Origin of the sequence: Agromyces sp. CF514 (assembly GCF_900113185.1) — a bacterium.
Classification (GTDB): domain Bacteria; phylum Actinomycetota; class Actinomycetes; order Actinomycetales; family Microbacteriaceae; genus Agromyces.
In genome coordinates this window covers 2,710,059-2,726,053 of record NZ_FOZD01000001.1, presented here as the reverse complement: position 1 = coordinate 2,726,053, position 15,995 = coordinate 2,710,059, and the positions used below count along the sequence as shown (strand labels likewise).

Annotated in this window: 15 protein-coding genes; 11 read left to right on the top strand and 4 right to left on the bottom strand. The window is 71.3% G+C overall.

Annotation, left to right across the window (positions count from 1 at the left end; genetic code table 11):
- Positions 1 to 43: 43 nt before the first annotated feature.
- Positions 44 to 1,102, top strand: coding sequence for a quinone-dependent dihydroorotate dehydrogenase (locus BM342_RS12205; RefSeq protein WP_092966065.1), 1,059 nt, complete (start codon positions 44 to 46; stop codon positions 1,100 to 1,102).
- 77 nt (positions 1,103 to 1,179) lie between these two features.
- Here BM342_RS12205 and BM342_RS12200 read toward each other — a convergent pair whose 3' ends face one another.
- Complete coding sequence (locus tag BM342_RS12200; RefSeq protein WP_092966063.1) at positions 1,180 to 2,238, bottom strand: App1 family protein; 1,059 nt, start codon at positions 2,236 to 2,238, stop codon at positions 1,180 to 1,182.
- Positions 2,239 to 2,347: 109 nt separating this feature from the next.
- On the opposite strand from BM342_RS12200, the gene BM342_RS12195 reads away from it, so the two are divergent.
- From BM342_RS12195 to BM342_RS12175, 5 genes are all read left to right on the top strand, one after another.
- Positions 2,348 to 3,007, top strand: coding sequence for a TetR/AcrR family transcriptional regulator (locus BM342_RS12195; RefSeq protein ID WP_092966061.1), 660 nt, complete (start codon positions 2,348 to 2,350; stop codon positions 3,005 to 3,007).
- Between the two features lie 221 nt (positions 3,008 to 3,228).
- The gene (locus BM342_RS12190; protein WP_092966059.1) at positions 3,229 to 4,041 is read left to right on the top strand and encodes an ABC transporter ATP-binding protein; all 813 of its coding nucleotides are present in this window, start codon (positions 3,229 to 3,231) and stop codon (positions 4,039 to 4,041) included.
- Positions 4,038 to 4,796, top strand: coding sequence for an ABC transporter permease (locus BM342_RS12185; protein WP_092966057.1), 759 nt, complete (start codon positions 4,038 to 4,040; stop codon positions 4,794 to 4,796). The genes BM342_RS12190 and BM342_RS12185 overlap by 4 nt, the downstream gene beginning before the upstream one ends.
- Entirely contained in the window at positions 4,793 to 5,509 is a 717-nt protein-coding gene (locus BM342_RS12180; protein WP_092966055.1) for an ABC transporter permease, read from the top strand. The genes BM342_RS12185 and BM342_RS12180 overlap by 4 nt, the downstream gene beginning before the upstream one ends.
- Positions 5,510 to 5,530: 21 nt before the next feature.
- Positions 5,531 to 6,454, top strand: a complete 924-nt coding sequence (locus BM342_RS12175; RefSeq protein ID WP_092966053.1) for an ABC transporter substrate-binding protein — start codon at positions 5,531 to 5,533, stop codon at positions 6,452 to 6,454.
- A 21-nt stretch (positions 6,455 to 6,475) separates the two neighbouring features.
- On the opposite strand, the gene BM342_RS12170 is transcribed toward BM342_RS12175, so the two are convergent.
- The 3 genes from BM342_RS12170 to BM342_RS12160 are packed head-to-tail and all read right to left on the bottom strand — an operon-like array spanning position 6,476 to position 8,496.
- Positions 6,476 to 7,246: a DedA family protein gene (locus BM342_RS12170; protein WP_092966051.1), complete on the bottom strand. Its 771-nt coding sequence runs from the start codon at positions 7,244 to 7,246 to the stop codon at positions 6,476 to 6,478.
- A 39-nt stretch (positions 7,247 to 7,285) separates the two neighbouring features.
- A complete protein-coding gene (locus BM342_RS12165) occupies positions 7,286 to 8,119 on the bottom strand; it encodes a M56 family metallopeptidase (RefSeq protein WP_092966049.1) in 834 nt (277 codons plus the stop codon).
- Between the two features lie 2 nt (positions 8,120 to 8,121).
- Positions 8,122 to 8,496 carry a BlaI/MecI/CopY family transcriptional regulator gene (locus BM342_RS12160; protein ID WP_092966047.1) on the bottom strand — a complete coding sequence of 125 codons (375 nt, stop codon included), beginning with the start codon at positions 8,494 to 8,496 and terminating at the stop codon, positions 8,122 to 8,124.
- A gap of 87 nt (positions 8,497 to 8,583) precedes the next feature.
- Between BM342_RS12160 and BM342_RS12155 the strand changes: the two genes are divergently transcribed.
- Genes BM342_RS12155 through pabB form a run of 5 tightly spaced genes read left to right on the top strand, consistent with a single transcriptional unit; the run spans position 8,584 to position 15,971 of the window.
- A complete protein-coding gene (locus BM342_RS12155; RefSeq protein WP_092966045.1) occupies positions 8,584 to 9,996 on the top strand; it encodes a cytochrome ubiquinol oxidase subunit I in 1,413 nt (470 codons plus the stop codon).
- Positions 9,997 to 10,008: 12 nt separating this feature from the next.
- Positions 10,009 to 11,016 carry a cytochrome d ubiquinol oxidase subunit II gene (gene cydB, locus BM342_RS12150; protein WP_092966850.1) on the top strand — a complete coding sequence of 336 codons (1,008 nt, stop codon included), beginning with the start codon at positions 10,009 to 10,011 and terminating at the stop codon, positions 11,014 to 11,016.
- 1 nt (position 11,017) lies between these two features.
- Positions 11,018 to 12,703 (top strand): thiol reductant ABC exporter subunit CydD, encoded by a 1,686-nt coding sequence (cydD, locus tag BM342_RS12145; protein WP_177232148.1) that lies wholly within the window; start codon positions 11,018 to 11,020, stop codon positions 12,701 to 12,703.
- Positions 12,696 to 14,441 (top strand): thiol reductant ABC exporter subunit CydC, encoded by a 1,746-nt coding sequence (cydC, locus tag BM342_RS12140; protein ID WP_092966041.1) that lies wholly within the window; start codon positions 12,696 to 12,698, stop codon positions 14,439 to 14,441. The genes cydD and cydC overlap by 8 nt, the downstream gene beginning before the upstream one ends.
- Positions 14,442 to 14,450: 9 nt before the next feature.
- The gene (pabB, locus tag BM342_RS12135; RefSeq protein ID WP_092966039.1) at positions 14,451 to 15,971 is read left to right on the top strand and encodes an aminodeoxychorismate synthase component I; all 1,521 of its coding nucleotides are present in this window, start codon (positions 14,451 to 14,453) and stop codon (positions 15,969 to 15,971) included.
- Positions 15,972 to 15,995: the final 24 nt, after the last annotated feature.

Below are 15,995 nucleotides of genomic sequence, written 5' to 3'. Positions count from 1 at the left end.
GCGCGTTCGACGGGTCGCGAACTCCGATAGCCTGTCAGGCGGTATGTACCGACTCCTCTTCTCCCTGTTCCTGTCCAAGATGGATCCCGAGAACGCGCATCACCTCGCGTTCCGGGTGATCCGCGCGCTGCCCACGCTCGGATTCGGGCGGGTGGTCGAGCAGTTCACGAAGCCCGACCCATCACTCGCGGTCGAGGCGCTCGGCCGCTCGTTCCCCTCGCCGTTCGGCGTCGCGGCGGGGTTCGATAAAGACGGGTTCGGCGTGCGCGGCCTCGGCAACCTCGGCTTCGGCCACGTCGAGGTCGGCACGATCACGGCCGTCGCGCAGCCGGGCAACGAGCGCCCGCGACTGTTCCGCCTCGTCGGCGATCGCGCCCTCGTGAACCGCATGGGCTTCAACAACGGTGGTGCGGATGCCGCGGTCGGCCGCCTCTCGCGGCTCGCGCGCCGGCGGCACCGGCCGGTGCTGGGCGTGAACATCGGCAAGAGCCGCGTCACGGCCGTCGAGGACGCCGTCGGCGACTACGAGCGCAGCACGCGCGTGCTGGCGCCGTACGCCGACTACCTGGTCGTGAACGTGAGCTCGCCGAACACGCCGGGCCTGCGCGGCCTGCAGGAGCTCGACGCGCTCGCACCCCTGCTCGAGACCGTCCGCGCGGCGGCCGGGCAGACGCCGCTGCTCGTGAAGATCGCACCCGACCTCGTCGACGACGAGATCGCGCGCATCTGCGAGCTGGCGACGCGCCTCGGCCTCGACGGCATCATCGCGACGAACACGACGATCTCCCGCGAGGGCCTTCGCGCCTCCGCGGCAGAGGTCGAGCGCATCGGCGCCGGCGGGCTGTCGGGCGCGCCGCTCGCGGCACGTTCGCTCGAGGTCCTCCGCCTCGTCCGCGCACACGTGTCCGACGCGATGTGCGTGATCTCGGTCGGCGGCGTCGAGACGGCAGACGACGTGCAGGAGCGCCTCGACGCGGGGGCGAACCTCGTGCAGGGCTACTCCGCGTTCATCTACCGCGGGCCGCTCTGGGGTCGGCAGGTCAATCGCGGACTCGCGCGCATCCGCCGCGAGCGTGCAGCCGAGGCATCCGTCACCGTCTGATCGTCACGTTCGGGCGCTGATCGTCACGTTCGGGCGCCCTGGCACTGGTCGTGCCGGTGCCGTGCGTCGCGACGCGGCTAGAGGATGCCGGCCTCGGCGAGCTGGTCGGCCATGGTCGACCCGTCGCTCGCCGACACCCACGGCACGCGGACCTCGACCTGCGAGGCCTTGCCGCGCCCGCCCGCGAGCACCGCTTCGCCCTTGGAGAGCTGGCGGATCGCGATCGCGGCGACGTTGTCGGGGTGCTCGGCCGCGAAGTCGGCGTAGATGACCTCGTCGTGCTGCCCGTCGTCGCCGATGAGGAGCCACTTCACGCCCGGGAACTCGCCCGCGAGGCGGCGCAGGTTCTCCTCCTTGTGGGCGCGGCCGCTGCGGAACCAGCGGTCGTGCGTCGGACCCCAGTCGGTGAGCAGCAGCGGCCCGCTCGGGTAGAGGTTGCGCGAGAGGAAGCGGTTGAGCGTCGGAGCGACGTTCCATGCGCCGGTCGAGAGGTACAGCACGGGGACGCCCGGGTGTGCGCGCACGAGGCGCTCGTAGAGCACCGACATGCCCTGCGTGGGCATGCGGGCGTGCTCGTCGAGCACGAAGGTGTTCCAGAAGGCCACGAACGGCCGGGGGAGTGCGGTGACCATGACCGTGTCGTCGACGTCGGAGATGATGCCGAACGAGACCTCGGGGTCGAGGATCTGGATCGGAGCAACGACCTGTTCGGAGCCCGGCGTGCTGAGCGTCGCCTGGTGCCAGCCCGGTGCCAACGAGACCGGGATGCGCGTATCGACCACGCCGCCTCGGTCGGTGCGGACCTCGATGCGCTGCCCGCCGACCTCGATGGTCACCGGCACGTCGCCGACCGGGGCGCTCGTGAAGCTGCGCCAGCCGCGGATGCCCTGCTCGCGCCGCTTGCGGCGGCGCGGCGACGTCTCGTCCGCCGAGATCTGCCTGCTGAGCAGCACGCGGCAGAGCACGCGCACCCACTCGGTCGAGCCGTAGCCCGTATACGGGACCACCGTGGGCACCTGCCCACGGCGGCGAGCCCAGCGCACGTGCAGATCGTGGACCCAGTCCTCGACGCGCGCGGCACGGTGCCGGACCTGGCGCTCGGGGGATCCGGCCGGATCGGGGGGATTGGCCGGCATCCCCTCAGTCTGTCATGCCCAGTGGAACGTACGTGAAACGCACAGCTTGCGTGGTCATCCGACGCCTTCGACGGCCGGTAGAGTTGAGCCCGCAAACTGAGGAGGTTCCGTGCCGAATGTCGACCTGATCCTCGGGGCCGATTCGAGCAGGAAACGCTCAGTCCGCACCGAGCCCACGCAGCGACGCAGCTCGCAGCGACTCGACGCCCTGCTCGACGCAGCTGCCGAGATCGTCGACGAGTCCGGCTTCGAGCGCCTCACGACCCAGATGGTCGCCGAGCGCGCCGGCGCCTCGATCGGCACGGTCTACCGGTACTTCCCCGACCGCGTCGCGGTCGTCGACGCCCTGCGCGAACGGGCCATCCAGCGCTTCCGCGAGCGCGTGGCCGACGAGCTCGCCAGGCAGGCGCCCGCGACCTGGTGGGAGCTCATCGACATCTCGCTCGACGCGTGCATCGCGCTGTATCGCGACGAGCCCGGGTTCACGGTCGTGCACGCCGGACGTCGCGATCGCGGCGACGACCACGAGCCCGAGTTCGCAGCCCGCATGGCCGAGCTGATCGCCGACGAGTTCGAGATCGACCTCGCGCCCGACGAACTGCGGTTCCGCATCGGCATCGCGCTCGAGGTCGCCGACTCGCTCATCAATCGCGCGTTCGAGCGCACGGTCGACGGCGACGAGCGCTACCTCGACGAGGCACGCGCGCTCGTGCAGTCCTACCTCCGCGAGCACCTCACGGCTCCGCGCGCGGCCAGCAACGCCGCCTGATCGGAGCCTGACGGCCGCGGCCGCCTGCCGCGCGCTTCGCCGACCATGCGCGCCTCGACGTCGCCGTCGCCGGACGCGTGCGCCCGCCGGATGCGTCGGCCGCCGGCATCCGTGACGCCGTCTTGCGACGCGCGCGCCCTTCGCGTTGCCTGACTCCGCATTCGGTGCTTGGCTGGTGGCTTGAGGTTCGAACGATCGTTCGAACAGGGTGTGAGGCGGCCATGATCGAGTTCCGCGGTGTCACGAAGCAGTACCCCGACGGCACGCTCGCGATCGAGCACGTCGACATCGTGATCCAGCCCCGTACGACGACCGTGCTCGTCGGGTCGTCCGGTTCGGGCAAGACGACGCTGCTGCGCATGATCAACCGCATGGTCGACCCGACCGCCGGACAGGTGCTCATCGACGGCACGGATGTCGCGACGCTCGATCCGGTGCGACTGCGCCGCGGCATCGGCTACGTGATGCAGAACTCCGGCCTGCTGCCGCATCGCACGGTCGCGGAGAACGTGGCGACCGTCCCGATGCTGACGGGCGTCCCGAGGCGGCAGGCCCGCGGCCGGGCGCTCGAACTGCTCGACACGGTCGGGCTCGACCGGTCGCTCGCCGACAAGTACCCGTCGCAGCTCTCGGGCGGGCAGCAGCAGCGCGTCGGCGTGGCCCGTGGGCTCGCGGTCGACCCGAACATCCTGCTCATGGACGAGCCGTTCGGCGCCGTCGACCCGATCGTGCGCGCCGAGCTGCAGCAGGAGCTGCTGCGCCTGCAGGCCGAGCTCGGCAAGACGGTCGTGTTCGTGACGCACGACATCGACGAGGCGTTCCTGCTCGGCGACCAGGTCGTGATCATGCAGCAGGGCGGGCGCATCTCGCAGGCGGCCTCGCCTGCCGAGATCCTCGCCTCGCCGGCCGACGCGTTCGTCAGCGACTTCGTCGGTGCCGATCGCGGCAAGCGCGCCCTGCACCTGACCGAGGTCGAGGGCCGCCAGGTCGTGGTCGACGGCGACGGGCGACCCGCAGGGGTGCTCGCCTCGTGACGTGGTTCTGGGCGAACCTCGACCACGTCGGCGAGCTCATGCTCGTGCACCTCGCATTGTCGGTGCCTGCCATCATGCTGAGTTTCGTGATCTCGATCCCGCTCGGGTGGGTCGCGCACCGGTACGCCTGGTCGCGCGGCGTGCTGCTCTCGGTCGCGGCGGTGCTCTACGCGATCCCGTCCCTCGCGCTCTTCGTGTCGCTGCCCGCCATCACCGGGTTCGGCGTGCGTTCGCCGCTCAACCTCGTGATCGCGCTGACGATCTACGGCGTCGCCGTGATGGTGCGCACCGCGGCCGACGCGTTCGACTCGGTCTCGCGCGACGTGCGCCAGTCGGCGACCGCGCTCGGCTACGCGGCATCCGGGCGGTTCTGGGGGGTCGAGCTGCCGCTCGCCGGGCCGGTGCTGCTGTCCGGGCTGCGGGTCGTGATCGTGAGCACCGTGAGCCTCGCCACGGTCGGCGCCGTCATCGGCGTGCCGAGCCTCGGCAGTCTCTTCACCGACGGGTTCCAGCGAGGCATCCAGGCTGAGATCATCACGGGCATCGTGGCGACGATCGTGCTCGCGGTCGTGCTCGATCTCGCGGCGGTGCTCCTCGGGCGAGTGCTGCTGCCCTGGACCACGACGCCGAGGGTCGGGCGGCGCGGGCGGATGCCGCGGGCGGCCGCGTCCTCCGCTGCGGCCGGTTCGGGGCAAGCCGACTCCGACACGGCCGGCTCCGAGCCGGCCCGCACCTCGGGGGCGGGCGTCGCATGAACTACTTCGCCGAGGGGTTCGCCTGGATCCTCGACCCCGTCAACTGGACGGGGCCTGGCAGCATCCCGCAGCGCCTGACCGAGCATCTCGCGGTCTCGGGCGTCGTGCTCGTGATCGCCGCGCTCATCGCCCTGCCGGTCGGCGCCCTGATCGGGCACACCGGCCGCGGGCGAGAGGTCGCCGTCATGGTCTCGGGCGGGCTGCGCGCGCTTCCGACGCTGGGCGTGCTCACGCTGTTCGGGCTGTGGATCGGCATCGGGCTCACGGCGCCGATCCTCGCGCTCGTGATCCTCGCGATCCCGCCGCTGCTTGCCGGAGCCTATGCGGGGTTCGAGTCGGTCGACCGCCGAACCGTCGACGCGGCGCGGGCGATGGGCATGCGGGAGATCCAGATCGTGGGCGGCGTCGAGCTGCCGCTCGGCCTGCCGATCCTCGTCGGCGGCATCCGCTCGGCGTCGGTGCAGGTCATCGCGACGGCCACGCTCGCGGCCTATCTCGCCGACGAGGGGCTGGGGCGTTACATCTTCGAGGGGCTGAAGACAAGGGATTACGCCGAGATGCTCGGCGGTTCCATGCTGGTGATCGCGCTCGCACTCGTGGTCGACGGCGTCTTCGCACTCCTCCAACGAAGCGTCGTCCCCGCTGGTGTGCGGGCGACGCGAACCGCAGAGCTCCGTTCGAGGCCGGCCCGGCCCCGAACGGTCACGGGGTGACCCGAACCGAAGGGAAATGCAATGTTCACAGCAGGAAAAGGCCGGCTCGCCGCGCTCGCGGCGGTCGCGGTCGGGGCGACAGTGGCCCTGGCAGGGTGCTCGTCTGGTGATCCGCTCGACAGCGGATCAGGAGATGCGAGCGACTCGCCGACGATCGTGATCGGCTCGCAGGACTACTACTCGAACGCGATCATCGCCGAGATCTACGCGCAGGCCCTCGAGGCGAACGACATCACGGTCGATCGCCAGTTCCGCATCGGCCAACGCGAGGTCTACATCCCCGAGATCGAGGGCGGGTCGATCGACCTGTTCCCCGAGTACACCGGAAACCTCCTCCAGTACTACGTGCCAGACACCACCGCGAAGACGAGCGACGACGTCTATGCGGCACTGGCCGACGCGCTGCCCGAGGGCCTGCGCGTGCTCGACCAGTCGCCCGCGACCGACCAGGACTCCTACAACGTCACGAAGGCGTTCTCCGACGCGAACGGCGTCACGAGCCTCGAGGACCTGGCCGGCGTCACGACTCCGATCACGCTCGGCGGCAACTCCGAGCTCGCGACGCGGCCCTACGGGCCCGAGGGCCTGAAGTCGGTGTACGGGGTCGACGTGGCGTTCACGCCCATCGAGGACAGCGGCGGACCGCTCACCCTCAAGGCGCTCGTCGACGACCAGGTGCAGATGGTGAACATCTACAGCGCCGACCCGAACATCGGATCGAACGACCTCGTGACGCTGGCCGACCCGAAGGGCCTGTTCCTCGCCTCGAACGTCGTGCCGGTCGTCAGCGACAAGGTGACCGACGACATCGCCGCGATCATCAACACCGTGAGCGCGGCGCTCACGCCCGAAGACCTGGTCGCGCTGAACGGGCTCAGCGTGAACGAGCAGCAGTCCGAGGAGCAGATCGCGTCGGACTGGCTCGCCGAGAAGGCGCTATTCTAGGGGTCGCGTCCGTGTCGGCGCCTAGGCGCTGAGCGACGGATTCGGAGGGTCGGATGCTGCGGCATCCGGCCCTTCGTCGTCTGCACCGTCGGGCCGCGCGGCGTCGTCTGTCGCGATCGACGACGGGTCTCCCGCGCCGGCTTCGGCAGGGGCGGCATCCGTCATGTGACGCGCTTCGGAACGGAGGAGCCAGCGCTTGACGGCCCACGCGACCAGCAGGAACGCGACGATGACCGCGACGAAGAGGTAGCCCGCCCAGTGCAGGTCTCGGCTGATCTCGCGGTAGCCGCCCGCAGCCGCCGAGCCGACGGAGACGTAGGCGAACGCCCAGAGCACGCATGCCGGCACGGTCCAGGCCATGAACTTGCGGTAGCGCATGTCGCTCATGCCGACCGTGAGCGGGATGAGGGAGTGCAGCACGGGCAGGAAACGGGACACGAAGACCGCCGGACCGCCGCGGCGTGCGAGGTAGACCTGCGCGCGATGCCAGTTCTGCTCGCCGATGCGCCGGCCGAGCCGCGAGCGCTGGATGTGGGGGCCGAACCAGCGGCCGAGCGCGAAGCCGATGCTCTCGCCGACGAGGGCGCCGACGATGACCGCGAAGGTGAGTGCGAGGTACTCGACGACCCCGTCGACGGCGGTCGATGCGACGAGCACGATGGTGTCGCCCGGAACCACGAGCCCGACGAGCACCGAGGTCTCCAACATGATGCCCAGGCCGGCGAGCAGCGTGCGTGCGATCGGGTCGACGCTCTGCACCGTGCTGAGGATCCAGTCGAGGATCTCGTTCATCGTTCGAGCGTATCCGCGGGCGCTGAACGGTGCATCAGACTACGGGGTGATTCCGAGGCGCGCGAGGCGCGCGTCGAGCATCGCGCGATCGGGCGCGACGCCGCCCGAGTCGGCGTAGGCACCGGGCTCGCCCGACGTGCCGACGAGCACCATCGCGGAGTACAGCGTGGGGTCGCCGACTTCGCGCCTGGCGACGTCGTCGGCGAGCATCTCGGTGAGCAGCGCGACGGCGCGTTCGGCGCGGTTCGCGATCGGGAACCACGGCAGGGCGCTGTGCCAGGCCCGGAACGAGAGCAGCACGAGGTGGTGGAACTGGTCGAGGTGCGCGCGTTCGTGCGCGATGACGGCGGCGAGCTCCTCGGGCCGCAGTGCGTCGACGAGGCCGTCGGTGATGACGGTCGCGGTGCGGATGCCGGGCACGCAGTAGGCGAGCGGTTCGGGGTGGGCGAGCACGCGCGTGCGGGGGACGCCGGGCATCGGGTCGCCGAGGAGTGCGACGAGCTGGTGCTGCCGGCGGCGCTCGCGTTCGGCCCGCACCATGGTCTGGCCGAGGTTGAGCAGCAGATGCATGGCGAGGCCGATTGCCAGGGTGATGGCCGCGAGGTGGATCACGGCGTACTCGGGCGGGATCGAGCCGTGCAGCAGCGAGGGCACGAGATGTCCGACCGCGGCGCCGAGCGAGCCGGCCGGGGATGCGCCGAAGGCGAGCAGCGAGCCGATCATCGAGAGCGCACCGGCAAGGGCGATCGCCTGCCAGAGCGCGAGCGCGAGTGCGGGGGAGCGGGCCGGCCACGCGGCGCGCGAGAGCGCCACCGGCACGGGCCAGGCCAGGGCGACGGCGAGCGCGCCCAGCGCAGCGGCGAGGGCGAGCACGATCAGTGGTTCGCGAGCTCGTCGAGCAGGCGGCGCAGGGTGGCGGCCTCTCGCGCGCTGGCGGTGCCGACGAATCGGGCGAGTGCGGCATCGCGGTCGCTCGAACGGTCGAGCACCTCGTGCATGAGTTCGGCGGTGTGCTCCTCGCGGGAGAGCAGTGCGCGGTAGCGGTGCGGTCGCTGCTCGCGGGTGCGGGAGACGAAGCCCTTGCGCTCGAGGCGCGAGAGCACGGTGAGCACGGTCGTCGTCGCGACCGCCCGGCCCGAGGCGTCGGCGCGGAGCGCCAACGCGTCGCGGAGTTCGTTCGCGGACAGGTCGGCGTCGGTGTTCCAGAGCATCTCCATCACGGATCGCTCCAACTCGCCAAGACTCGCCATGGGTCAAGGCTACCGCCGACTGCCTGAATGTTCTACGCTCTGTAGAAGAACGACCCGCGAGGTCGACTCCCGTCGAAAGGGGCATCCGTGAACGACCTGCTCGATCCGCTGCTGTTGGCCAGGTGGCAGTTCGGCCTGACGACGGTCTACCACTTCCTCTTCGTGCCGATCACGATCGGCCTGGCGACGAGCACCGCAGTCTTCCAGACCGCGTGGTTCCGCTCCGGCAAGGCGGAGTACCTGCGCATCACGCGGTTCTTCGGCAACATCTTCCTCATCAACTTCGCGATGGGCGTCGTCACCGGCATCGTGCAGGAGTTCCAGTTCGGCATGAACTGGTCGGAGTACTCGCGGTTCGTCGGCGACGTGTTCGGCGCGCCGCTCGCGATGGAGGGGCTGCTCGCCTTCTTCTTCGAGGCGACCATGATCGGCCTCTGGATCTTCGGCTGGGACAAGCTGCCGCGCGGCATCCACCTCGCCACCATCTGGGCGACCGCGGTCGGCACCATCCTCTCGGCCTACTTCATCCTCGCCGCGAACGCGTTCATGCAGAACCCGGTCGGCTTCGAGCTCAACGCCGAGAGCGGTCGAGCCGAGCTCGTCGACATCGGTGCGCTGCTGACGAACCGCGTGGCCCTCGCGGCGTTCCCGCACACCATCGCCGCGAGCTTCATGGTGGCCGCCGGCCTCATCATCAGCGCCGCCGCCTGGCACCTCGCGCGCAACCAGCACATCGACACCATGCGGCCCGCGCTGAAGTACGGCCTCTGGCTCATGGTCGGGTCCGGCGTGCTCACGACGCTCTTCGGCGACCAGTTGAGCCTCGCGATGGTCGCGACCCAGCCGATGAAGATGGCGGCGGCCGAGGCCACGTTCGACACCGTGTGCGGCGCCGACGCCTCGTTCTCGATCTTCACGCTCGGAACGCCCGACGGCTCGAGCGAACTGTTCTCGATCCGCATCCCGTACCTGCTCTCGTTCCTGTCGACGCACACGTTCGACGGCTGCGTCGAGGGCATCAACGACCTGCAGGCGGAGTACACCCAGCAGTTCGGCCCCGGCGACTACACGCCGATCCTCTGGGTCACCTACTGGGCGTTCCGCTGGATGATCGGCCTCGGCCTCGCGCACGTGCTCATCGCGGTCGTCGGCCTCTGGCTCACGCGCAAGGGCCGCATGCCGAAGCAGGCATGGGTCTGGAAGGTCGCGATCTGGAGCTTCCCGCTCTCGCTGCTCGCGATGAGCGTCGGGTGGGTCTTCACCGAGATGGGCCGGCAGCCCTGGATCGTCTTCAGCCTCATGAAGACCGAGTCGGGCGTCTCTCCGTACGTCACCGGCCTCGACGTGCTCATCTCGCTCGTGGCGTTCACGCTCATCTACGGCATCCTCGCGGTGGTCGAGGTGCGGCTCATCATCCAGGCCATCCGCAAGGGGCCACCCGAGGTCGGCGATCCCGATCCCGAGACCGGCAAGATCGAACCCGCGACGACGGTGTACTAGGAGGCGATGGAGATGGATCTCGCAACACTCTGGTTCTGGATCGTCGCGTTCCTGTTCGTCGGGTACTTCGTGCTCGACGGGTTCGACTTCGGCGTCGGCATGTCGCTGCCGTTCCTCGGCAAGGACGACACCGATCGTCGCGTGCTCATCAACACCATCGGCCCCGTGTGGGACCTCAACGAGACGTGGGTCATCGTCGCGGGCGCCGCGCTGTTCGCGGCGTTCCCCGAGTGGTACGCCACGCTCTTCTCGGGCTTCTACCTCGCGCTGCTGCTGATCCTGCTCGCGCTCATCGCCCGCGGCGTCTCGTTCGAGTACCGGCACAAGCGCCCCGACTCGAAGTGGAAGGCGTGGTTCGACGGCATGATCGTCGTCGGGTCGGCGGTGCCCGCGCTGCTCTGGGGCGTCGCCTTCGCGAACATCGTCGCCGGCGTGCCGCTCGACGCCGACCACAACTTCACGGGCAACCTGTTCACGCTGCTGAACCCGTACGCGCTGCTCGGCGGGCTGACCACGCTCCTGCTGTTCTTCACGCACGGCGTCGTGTTCGCCTCGCTCAAGACCGAAGGCGACCTGCGCGAGCGTGCGCAGAGGCTCGCGGTGCGCTCGGGCCTCGTGACGATCGTGGTCGCCGCGAGCTTCCTGCTCTGGACGGGCCTCGCGTTCGGCACGTTCTGGTTCTGGGTGTTCGCCGCGGTGGCCGCGCTCGCGCTCATCGGCGGCTGGCTCGCGAATCTGCGGGGTGCTGAGGGCATCGCGTTCACCTTGCTCGCGGTCACCGTCGCGACGGCCGTGCTCGCCCTGTTCTCGGCGCTGTTCCCCGATGTCATGCCGGCGTCGAACGACCCCGCGAACAGCCTCACGATCGAGAACGCTTCGAGCACCGAGTACACGCTCACGGTCATGAGCTGGGTGGCGCTGTTCACCCTGCCGATCGTGCTGCTCTACCAGGGCTGGACGTACTGGGTGTTCCGCAAGCGCGTGTCGCGTGCCTCGGTCGAGGCGGCGGTCGCGCACTGACGTGAAACCCCTCGATCCACGCCTCGTCCGGCGTTCGCGCGCCGCCCGCAGGTTCCTCGTCGTCGGCGCACTGCTGGCGCTCCTGCAGGCGGCCGCGACGATCGGGCTGGCCTACGCGCTCGCCTCGCTCGTCGCGGGCCTCATCGACGGCGAGCGGATGTCGCAGGCGTGGCCGTTGCTCGTGCTGCTCGTTGCCGCGGCATCCGTTCGCGCCCTCGCCTCGTGGGCCTGGGAGCTCGTCGGCTCGGCGGGCGCGATGCGGGTGAAGCAGGAACTCCGGCGCGACGTGCTCGAGGCGACCGAGTCGGCGCCCACCGGGGTGCCGGGCTTCCCGAGCTCGCGCATCGCGACGCTGCTCGGCCCGGGGCTCGACGCGCTCGACGCGTACTTCGGCTCGTACCTGCCCCAATTGGTACTGACGGTCGTGGCGACCCCGATCCTCATCGCGGTGGCCTGGATCGTCGACCCGCTCTCCGGCCTCGTCTTCGTCATCGTGCTGCCGCTCATCCCGGTCTTCATGGCGCTCATCGGCATGGCGACCGCGGGCGTGCAGCGACGCCAGTACGACACGCTCGCGTCGCTGTCGCACGGCTTCCTCGAGGTCGTGGGCGGGCTCTCGACGCTCATCGTGTTCGGCCGGGCGCGCCGTCAGGTCGAGCGCATCCGCGCAGTGACAGACGACTTCCGCAAGCGCACGATGGCCGTGCTGCGGGTGACGTTCCTGTCGGGCTTCGTGCTCGAGATCGCGGCGAGCCTGTCGGTCGCGATCGTCGCGGTCTCGATCGGATTCCGGCTCGTGTGGGGCGAGATCGACCTCATGCCGGGCCTGCTCGTGCTGATCCTCGCGCCCGACATCTTCCTGCCCGTGCGGAACGTCGGCGCGGCGTTCCACGCGTCGTCGGCCGGGGTCACCGCGTCCGACGATGCGTTCGAGCTGTTCGAAGCCGCCGCGAAGGCCGCGCCGGCACCTGGCGCTCAGACGGCCGCCGATGACAGAGTTCCGGATGCCGCGGCCGACCCGGTGGCGTCCGCCCCTGCCGTCGGCGCCTCGGCGGCCGGCCTCAGGCTCGCAGGCGCGCGGGTGCGGCGCGACGGCAGGGTCGTGATCGACGGGGTGGACCTGGCGGCCGCCCCCGGAGACCTCGTCGCGATCACCGGACCCAGCGGTATCGGCAAGTCGAGCCTGTTCGCCGGCCTGCTCGGCTACGCGCCGATCGAGGGCGAGGTGCTCGTCGAGGGTGAGCGGCCGGGGCCGACCGCTCGCGACTCGATCGCGTGGGCGCCGCAGGCGGCGACGCTCTTCGCCGGAACCGTCGCCTCGAACGTGCGCCTCGGCACCGAGGACCTCGTCGATGCCGACGGTGCCGTGCTCGCACGCGCGATGCGGCTCGCGGCGGTCGACCTCGATCCGGCGACGCAGATCGGACCCGCCGGCACCGGACTCTCCGGCGGGCAGGCGCAGCGCGTCGCGATCGCACGCGCCCTGCATCGCTCACTCGCGGCAGGGGCCCGCATCGTGCTGCTCGACGAGCCGACCTCGGCGCAGGATCCCGCGCGCGAAGCCGCGATCGCCTCCGGCCTTCGGGAGCTCGCCGACGACGGCCGCGTCGTGATCGTGGCGACCCACCGCGGCGGGCTGGCGGCCGCAGCCGATCGCACGCTCGAACTGGCGGTGGCGCATGTCTGAGCGCGGCATCGCCACCCTTCGGGCAGCCGTCCCGTCGGCCGGTCGACTCGCGCCTTCGGTGCTCGCCGGCATGGCGTCGGGCCTGTCCGCGATCGCCCTGCTCGCGTGCTCGGCGTGGCTCATCGCGCGCGCCGCGGAGCAGCCGCCCGTGCTCTACCTCTCGGTCGCCGTCGTCGGGGTGCGCGCGTTCGCACTCGGCCGTGCGGTATTCCGCTACCTCGAACGGCTCACCGGCCACGACGCGTCGTTCCGGCAACTCGCGTCGATCCGCACCGGGGTGTTCGAGCGCATGCTCCCGCTCGCGCCCGACGGGCTCGTGGGCACGCGGCGCGGCGACCTCCTCGCCCGGTTCGTCGACGACGTCGACGAACTCCAGAACGTGCCGCTCCGGGTCGTGCAGCCGCTCGTCAGCGCGGCGATCGTGCTCGTCGCGGCGATCGTCGGCGTGGCGCTGCTCGCTCCGGCCTCGGCGCTCGCGGTGCTCGCGTGCCTCGTGGCGGGCATCGGGCTGACGCTGCTGGCGCAGCGTGCGGCCGCGGTCAGGGCGCAGCGCGAGCTCGCCCCCCTCCGCGGCGACCTGCAGGCGGCCGTCCTCGAGCACGTGCAGTCGGTCGACGTGCTCGTCGCGTTCGATGCGGCCGACGCGAGCCGCGCACGCATCGAGCAGCTCGGCGAGCGGCTCGCCCGGGCGACCAGGTCGCGGGTCATGGCGGCGGGCGCGGCGTCCGCGTCGATGACCGCGATCGGCGGGTTCGCCGTCGCCGCGAGCCTCGCGGCAGCCGCCCCGTTGCTCGAAGCGGGACGCATCGACGGGCCGACGTTCGCGGTGCTCGCGCTCGTGCCGCTCGCGATCGCCGAGGTCGCCGCGGCGATCCCGCTTGCGGCGACAGCCTGGCGCCAGGCCCGCGCGAGCGCGGCGCGCGTCGAATCCGCGGTGCCGCAGCAGGTGCCCGCGTGCATCCCGGTCGCGCCGACGCACCCCGTCAGCCCGGCCGGTGGCCGCGTGCCTCCGAGCATCCGACTCCGCGACGTCCGCGCGTCCTGGCCCGCAGCGGTCGACGGGCGCGACGAGGCGGTACCCGGTGTCGAGTCGGAACGGCGGACCACCGCGACATCCGGGACCGCGCTCGAACACGTCGACCTCGACCTCGAGCCGGGGGAGTGCGCGCTGCTGCGCGGGCCGTCGGGCGCGGGCAAGACGACGCTCGCGCACGTGCTCGTGCGCTTCCTCGACTACGACGGCTCGTACCGGATCGGCGACGTCGAGGCGTCGCGGCTCGACCCCGACGCGCTGCGCAGCCTCGTCGGGCTGGTCGAGCAGCGACCGTGGCTCTTCGACGAGTCGGTGCGCCAGAACCTGCTCTTCGCCCGCGACGACGCGAGCGACGCCGACCTGCTCGACGCGCTCGACCGCGTCGGCCTGCGCGAGTGGGTCGCCGAACGCGGCGGCCTCGACGCGATGGTGGGCGAGCGTGGATCCCTCGTCTCCGGCGGGCAGGCTCAGCGCATCGCCCTCGCGCGTGCGACCCTCGCAGGCTTCCCCGTGCTCGTGCTCGACGAGCCGACCGCGAACGTCGACGCGGCGCAGGCCGATGCGCTCATGCACGACCTCGTGTCGGCTGCACGCGGGGCCGGGCGCACCGTGCTCGTCATCTCGCACGCGCCCGTCGACGAGCGTCTCATCGACCGCACGTTCACGATGGCGGAGGGGCGCGCCGACGGTCGCTCCACGACGTAGGCTGAACGGATGCCGCGCCGAATCCGACGCCGCCGGCTCGACGGGTGGCTCGATCCGCACCTGCTCTTCCGCGCGCACTGCACCGAAGCCACCCATGTCGTCTGGCTCGACGGCGGCGCCGACGCGACCTCGGGCATCAGCGTCATCGCGGTCGCGCACGCCGGCAGCGAGCTCCTGACGGCGGATGTCGCGGCCGGCACGATCAGCACATCGCGGCCCGTGGCGATCGACCATGCGGCGCGGGTGCGGCCCGCCGTCGTCGGCGAGGTGTTCGAGGTGCTCGCCGAGCGCCTCGCGGAGCACCGGACGAGCGGACATGGTGGCGCGCGATCGGACGACGCCGACGCCGACGCCGATGCCGGGCCGCTCGGCTGGTTCGGCTGGTTCGGCTACGAGCTCGGGGCCGAGCTCGTGGGAGTTCCCGCGGCCGTGGCCGAGACGCCCGACGCCGCGTTCCTCTGGATCGACCGGGCCGTCGTGTTCGACCACGCCCAGCGCACGGCCCAGCTCGTGTGGCTCGACGGCGACGGCGACGCCGACGGTGACGGCGCCTCCGACGCGGGCGTCGAGGCCTGGGCCCACGACCTGGTCGCCGTCTGGGAGCGCCTCGGCCGCCCGGACCCCGAACGGGGCGGGGCCGCCGCGCCGGCGCAGCCGGAGGCATCCGCTCGCCCGTCGTCGGCCCCGACGCCGGCACCCGCGACCGCGCGCTGGCGTCACGACGCGGAGACCTACACGCGCCTCATCGGCGAGTGCCAGCAGGCGATCCGACGCGGCGACGCGTACCAGCTGTGCCTCACGAACCGGGTCGACGTCGACGTGGCGCCCGACCCTGCGAGCACGTACCTCGCGCTGCGGGAGTCCAGCCCGACGCACCACGGCGGCTACCTGAGGCTCGGCGAGCACGCCCTGCTCAGTGCCTCGCCCGAGCTGTTCCTGCACGTCACGCCCGACGGCGTCGTCTCGACGAAGCCGATGAAGGGCACGCGCCCGAGGCATGACGATCCCGAGCACGACCGCCGCCTGCGCCGCGAACTCCACGAGAGCGACAAGGAGCGCGCCGAGAACCTCATGATCGTCGACCTCATGCGCAACGACCTCGGTCGCATCGCCGAACTCGGCACGGTCGAGGTGCCGAGCCTGCTCGCCGTCGAGGAGTATCCGCACGTGCACCAGCTCGTGTCGACCGTGCGCGCTCGCCTGCGGCATCCGCTCACCGCGGTCGACGCGGTGCGCTCGGCCTTCCCGGCGGGCTCGATGACGGGCGCGCCGAAGCACAGCGCGATGCGCATCCTGCACGACCTCGAGGGCGGCCCGCGCGGCGTGTACTCGGGGGCGTTCGGCTATCTGGCGGTCGACGGATCGCTCGACCTCGCAATGGTCATCCGGTCGATCGTGCTCGGTCCGACGGGCGCGTCGATCGGCACGGGCGGCGGCATCACGGCCCTGTCGGTGCCCGACGAGGAGGTCGAGGAGACCCGCGTCAAGGCCCGCGCGCTGCTCGCGGTGCTCGGCGCGAACGACGCCTGAGCGGGTCGACGGCGACACGCGGAG

Bases quoted from the DNA above. Each gene is read 5' to 3' on its own strand.
- BM342_RS12190 (WP_092966059.1), top strand. From the start codon at position 3,229: ATGATCGAGTTCCGCGGTGTCACGAAGCAGTACCCCGACGGCACGCTC.
- pabB (WP_092966039.1), top strand. From the start codon at position 14,451: ATGCCGCGCCGAATCCGACGCCGCCGGCTCGACGGGTGGCTCGATCCG.
- cydC (WP_092966041.1), top strand. From the start codon at position 12,696: ATGTCTGAGCGCGGCATCGCCACCCTTCGGGCAGCCGTCCCGTCGGCC.
- BM342_RS12205 (WP_092966065.1), top strand. From the start codon at position 44: ATGTACCGACTCCTCTTCTCCCTGTTCCTGTCCAAGATGGATCCCGAG.
- cydB (WP_092966850.1), top strand. From the start codon at position 10,009: ATGGATCTCGCAACACTCTGGTTCTGGATCGTCGCGTTCCTGTTCGTC.
- BM342_RS12175 (WP_092966053.1), top strand. From the start codon at position 5,531: ATGTTCACAGCAGGAAAAGGCCGGCTCGCCGCGCTCGCGGCGGTCGCG.
- BM342_RS12200 (WP_092966063.1), bottom strand. From the start codon at position 2,238: ATGCCGGCCAATCCCCCCGATCCGGCCGGATCCCCCGAGCGCCAGGTC.
- BM342_RS12170 (WP_092966051.1), bottom strand. From the start codon at position 7,246: ATGAACGAGATCCTCGACTGGATCCTCAGCACGGTGCAGAGCGTCGAC.
- BM342_RS12180 (WP_092966055.1), top strand. From the start codon at position 4,793: ATGAACTACTTCGCCGAGGGGTTCGCCTGGATCCTCGACCCCGTCAAC.
- BM342_RS12160 (WP_092966047.1), bottom strand. From the start codon at position 8,496: ATGGCGAGTCTTGGCGAGTTGGAGCGATCCGTGATGGAGATGCTCTGG.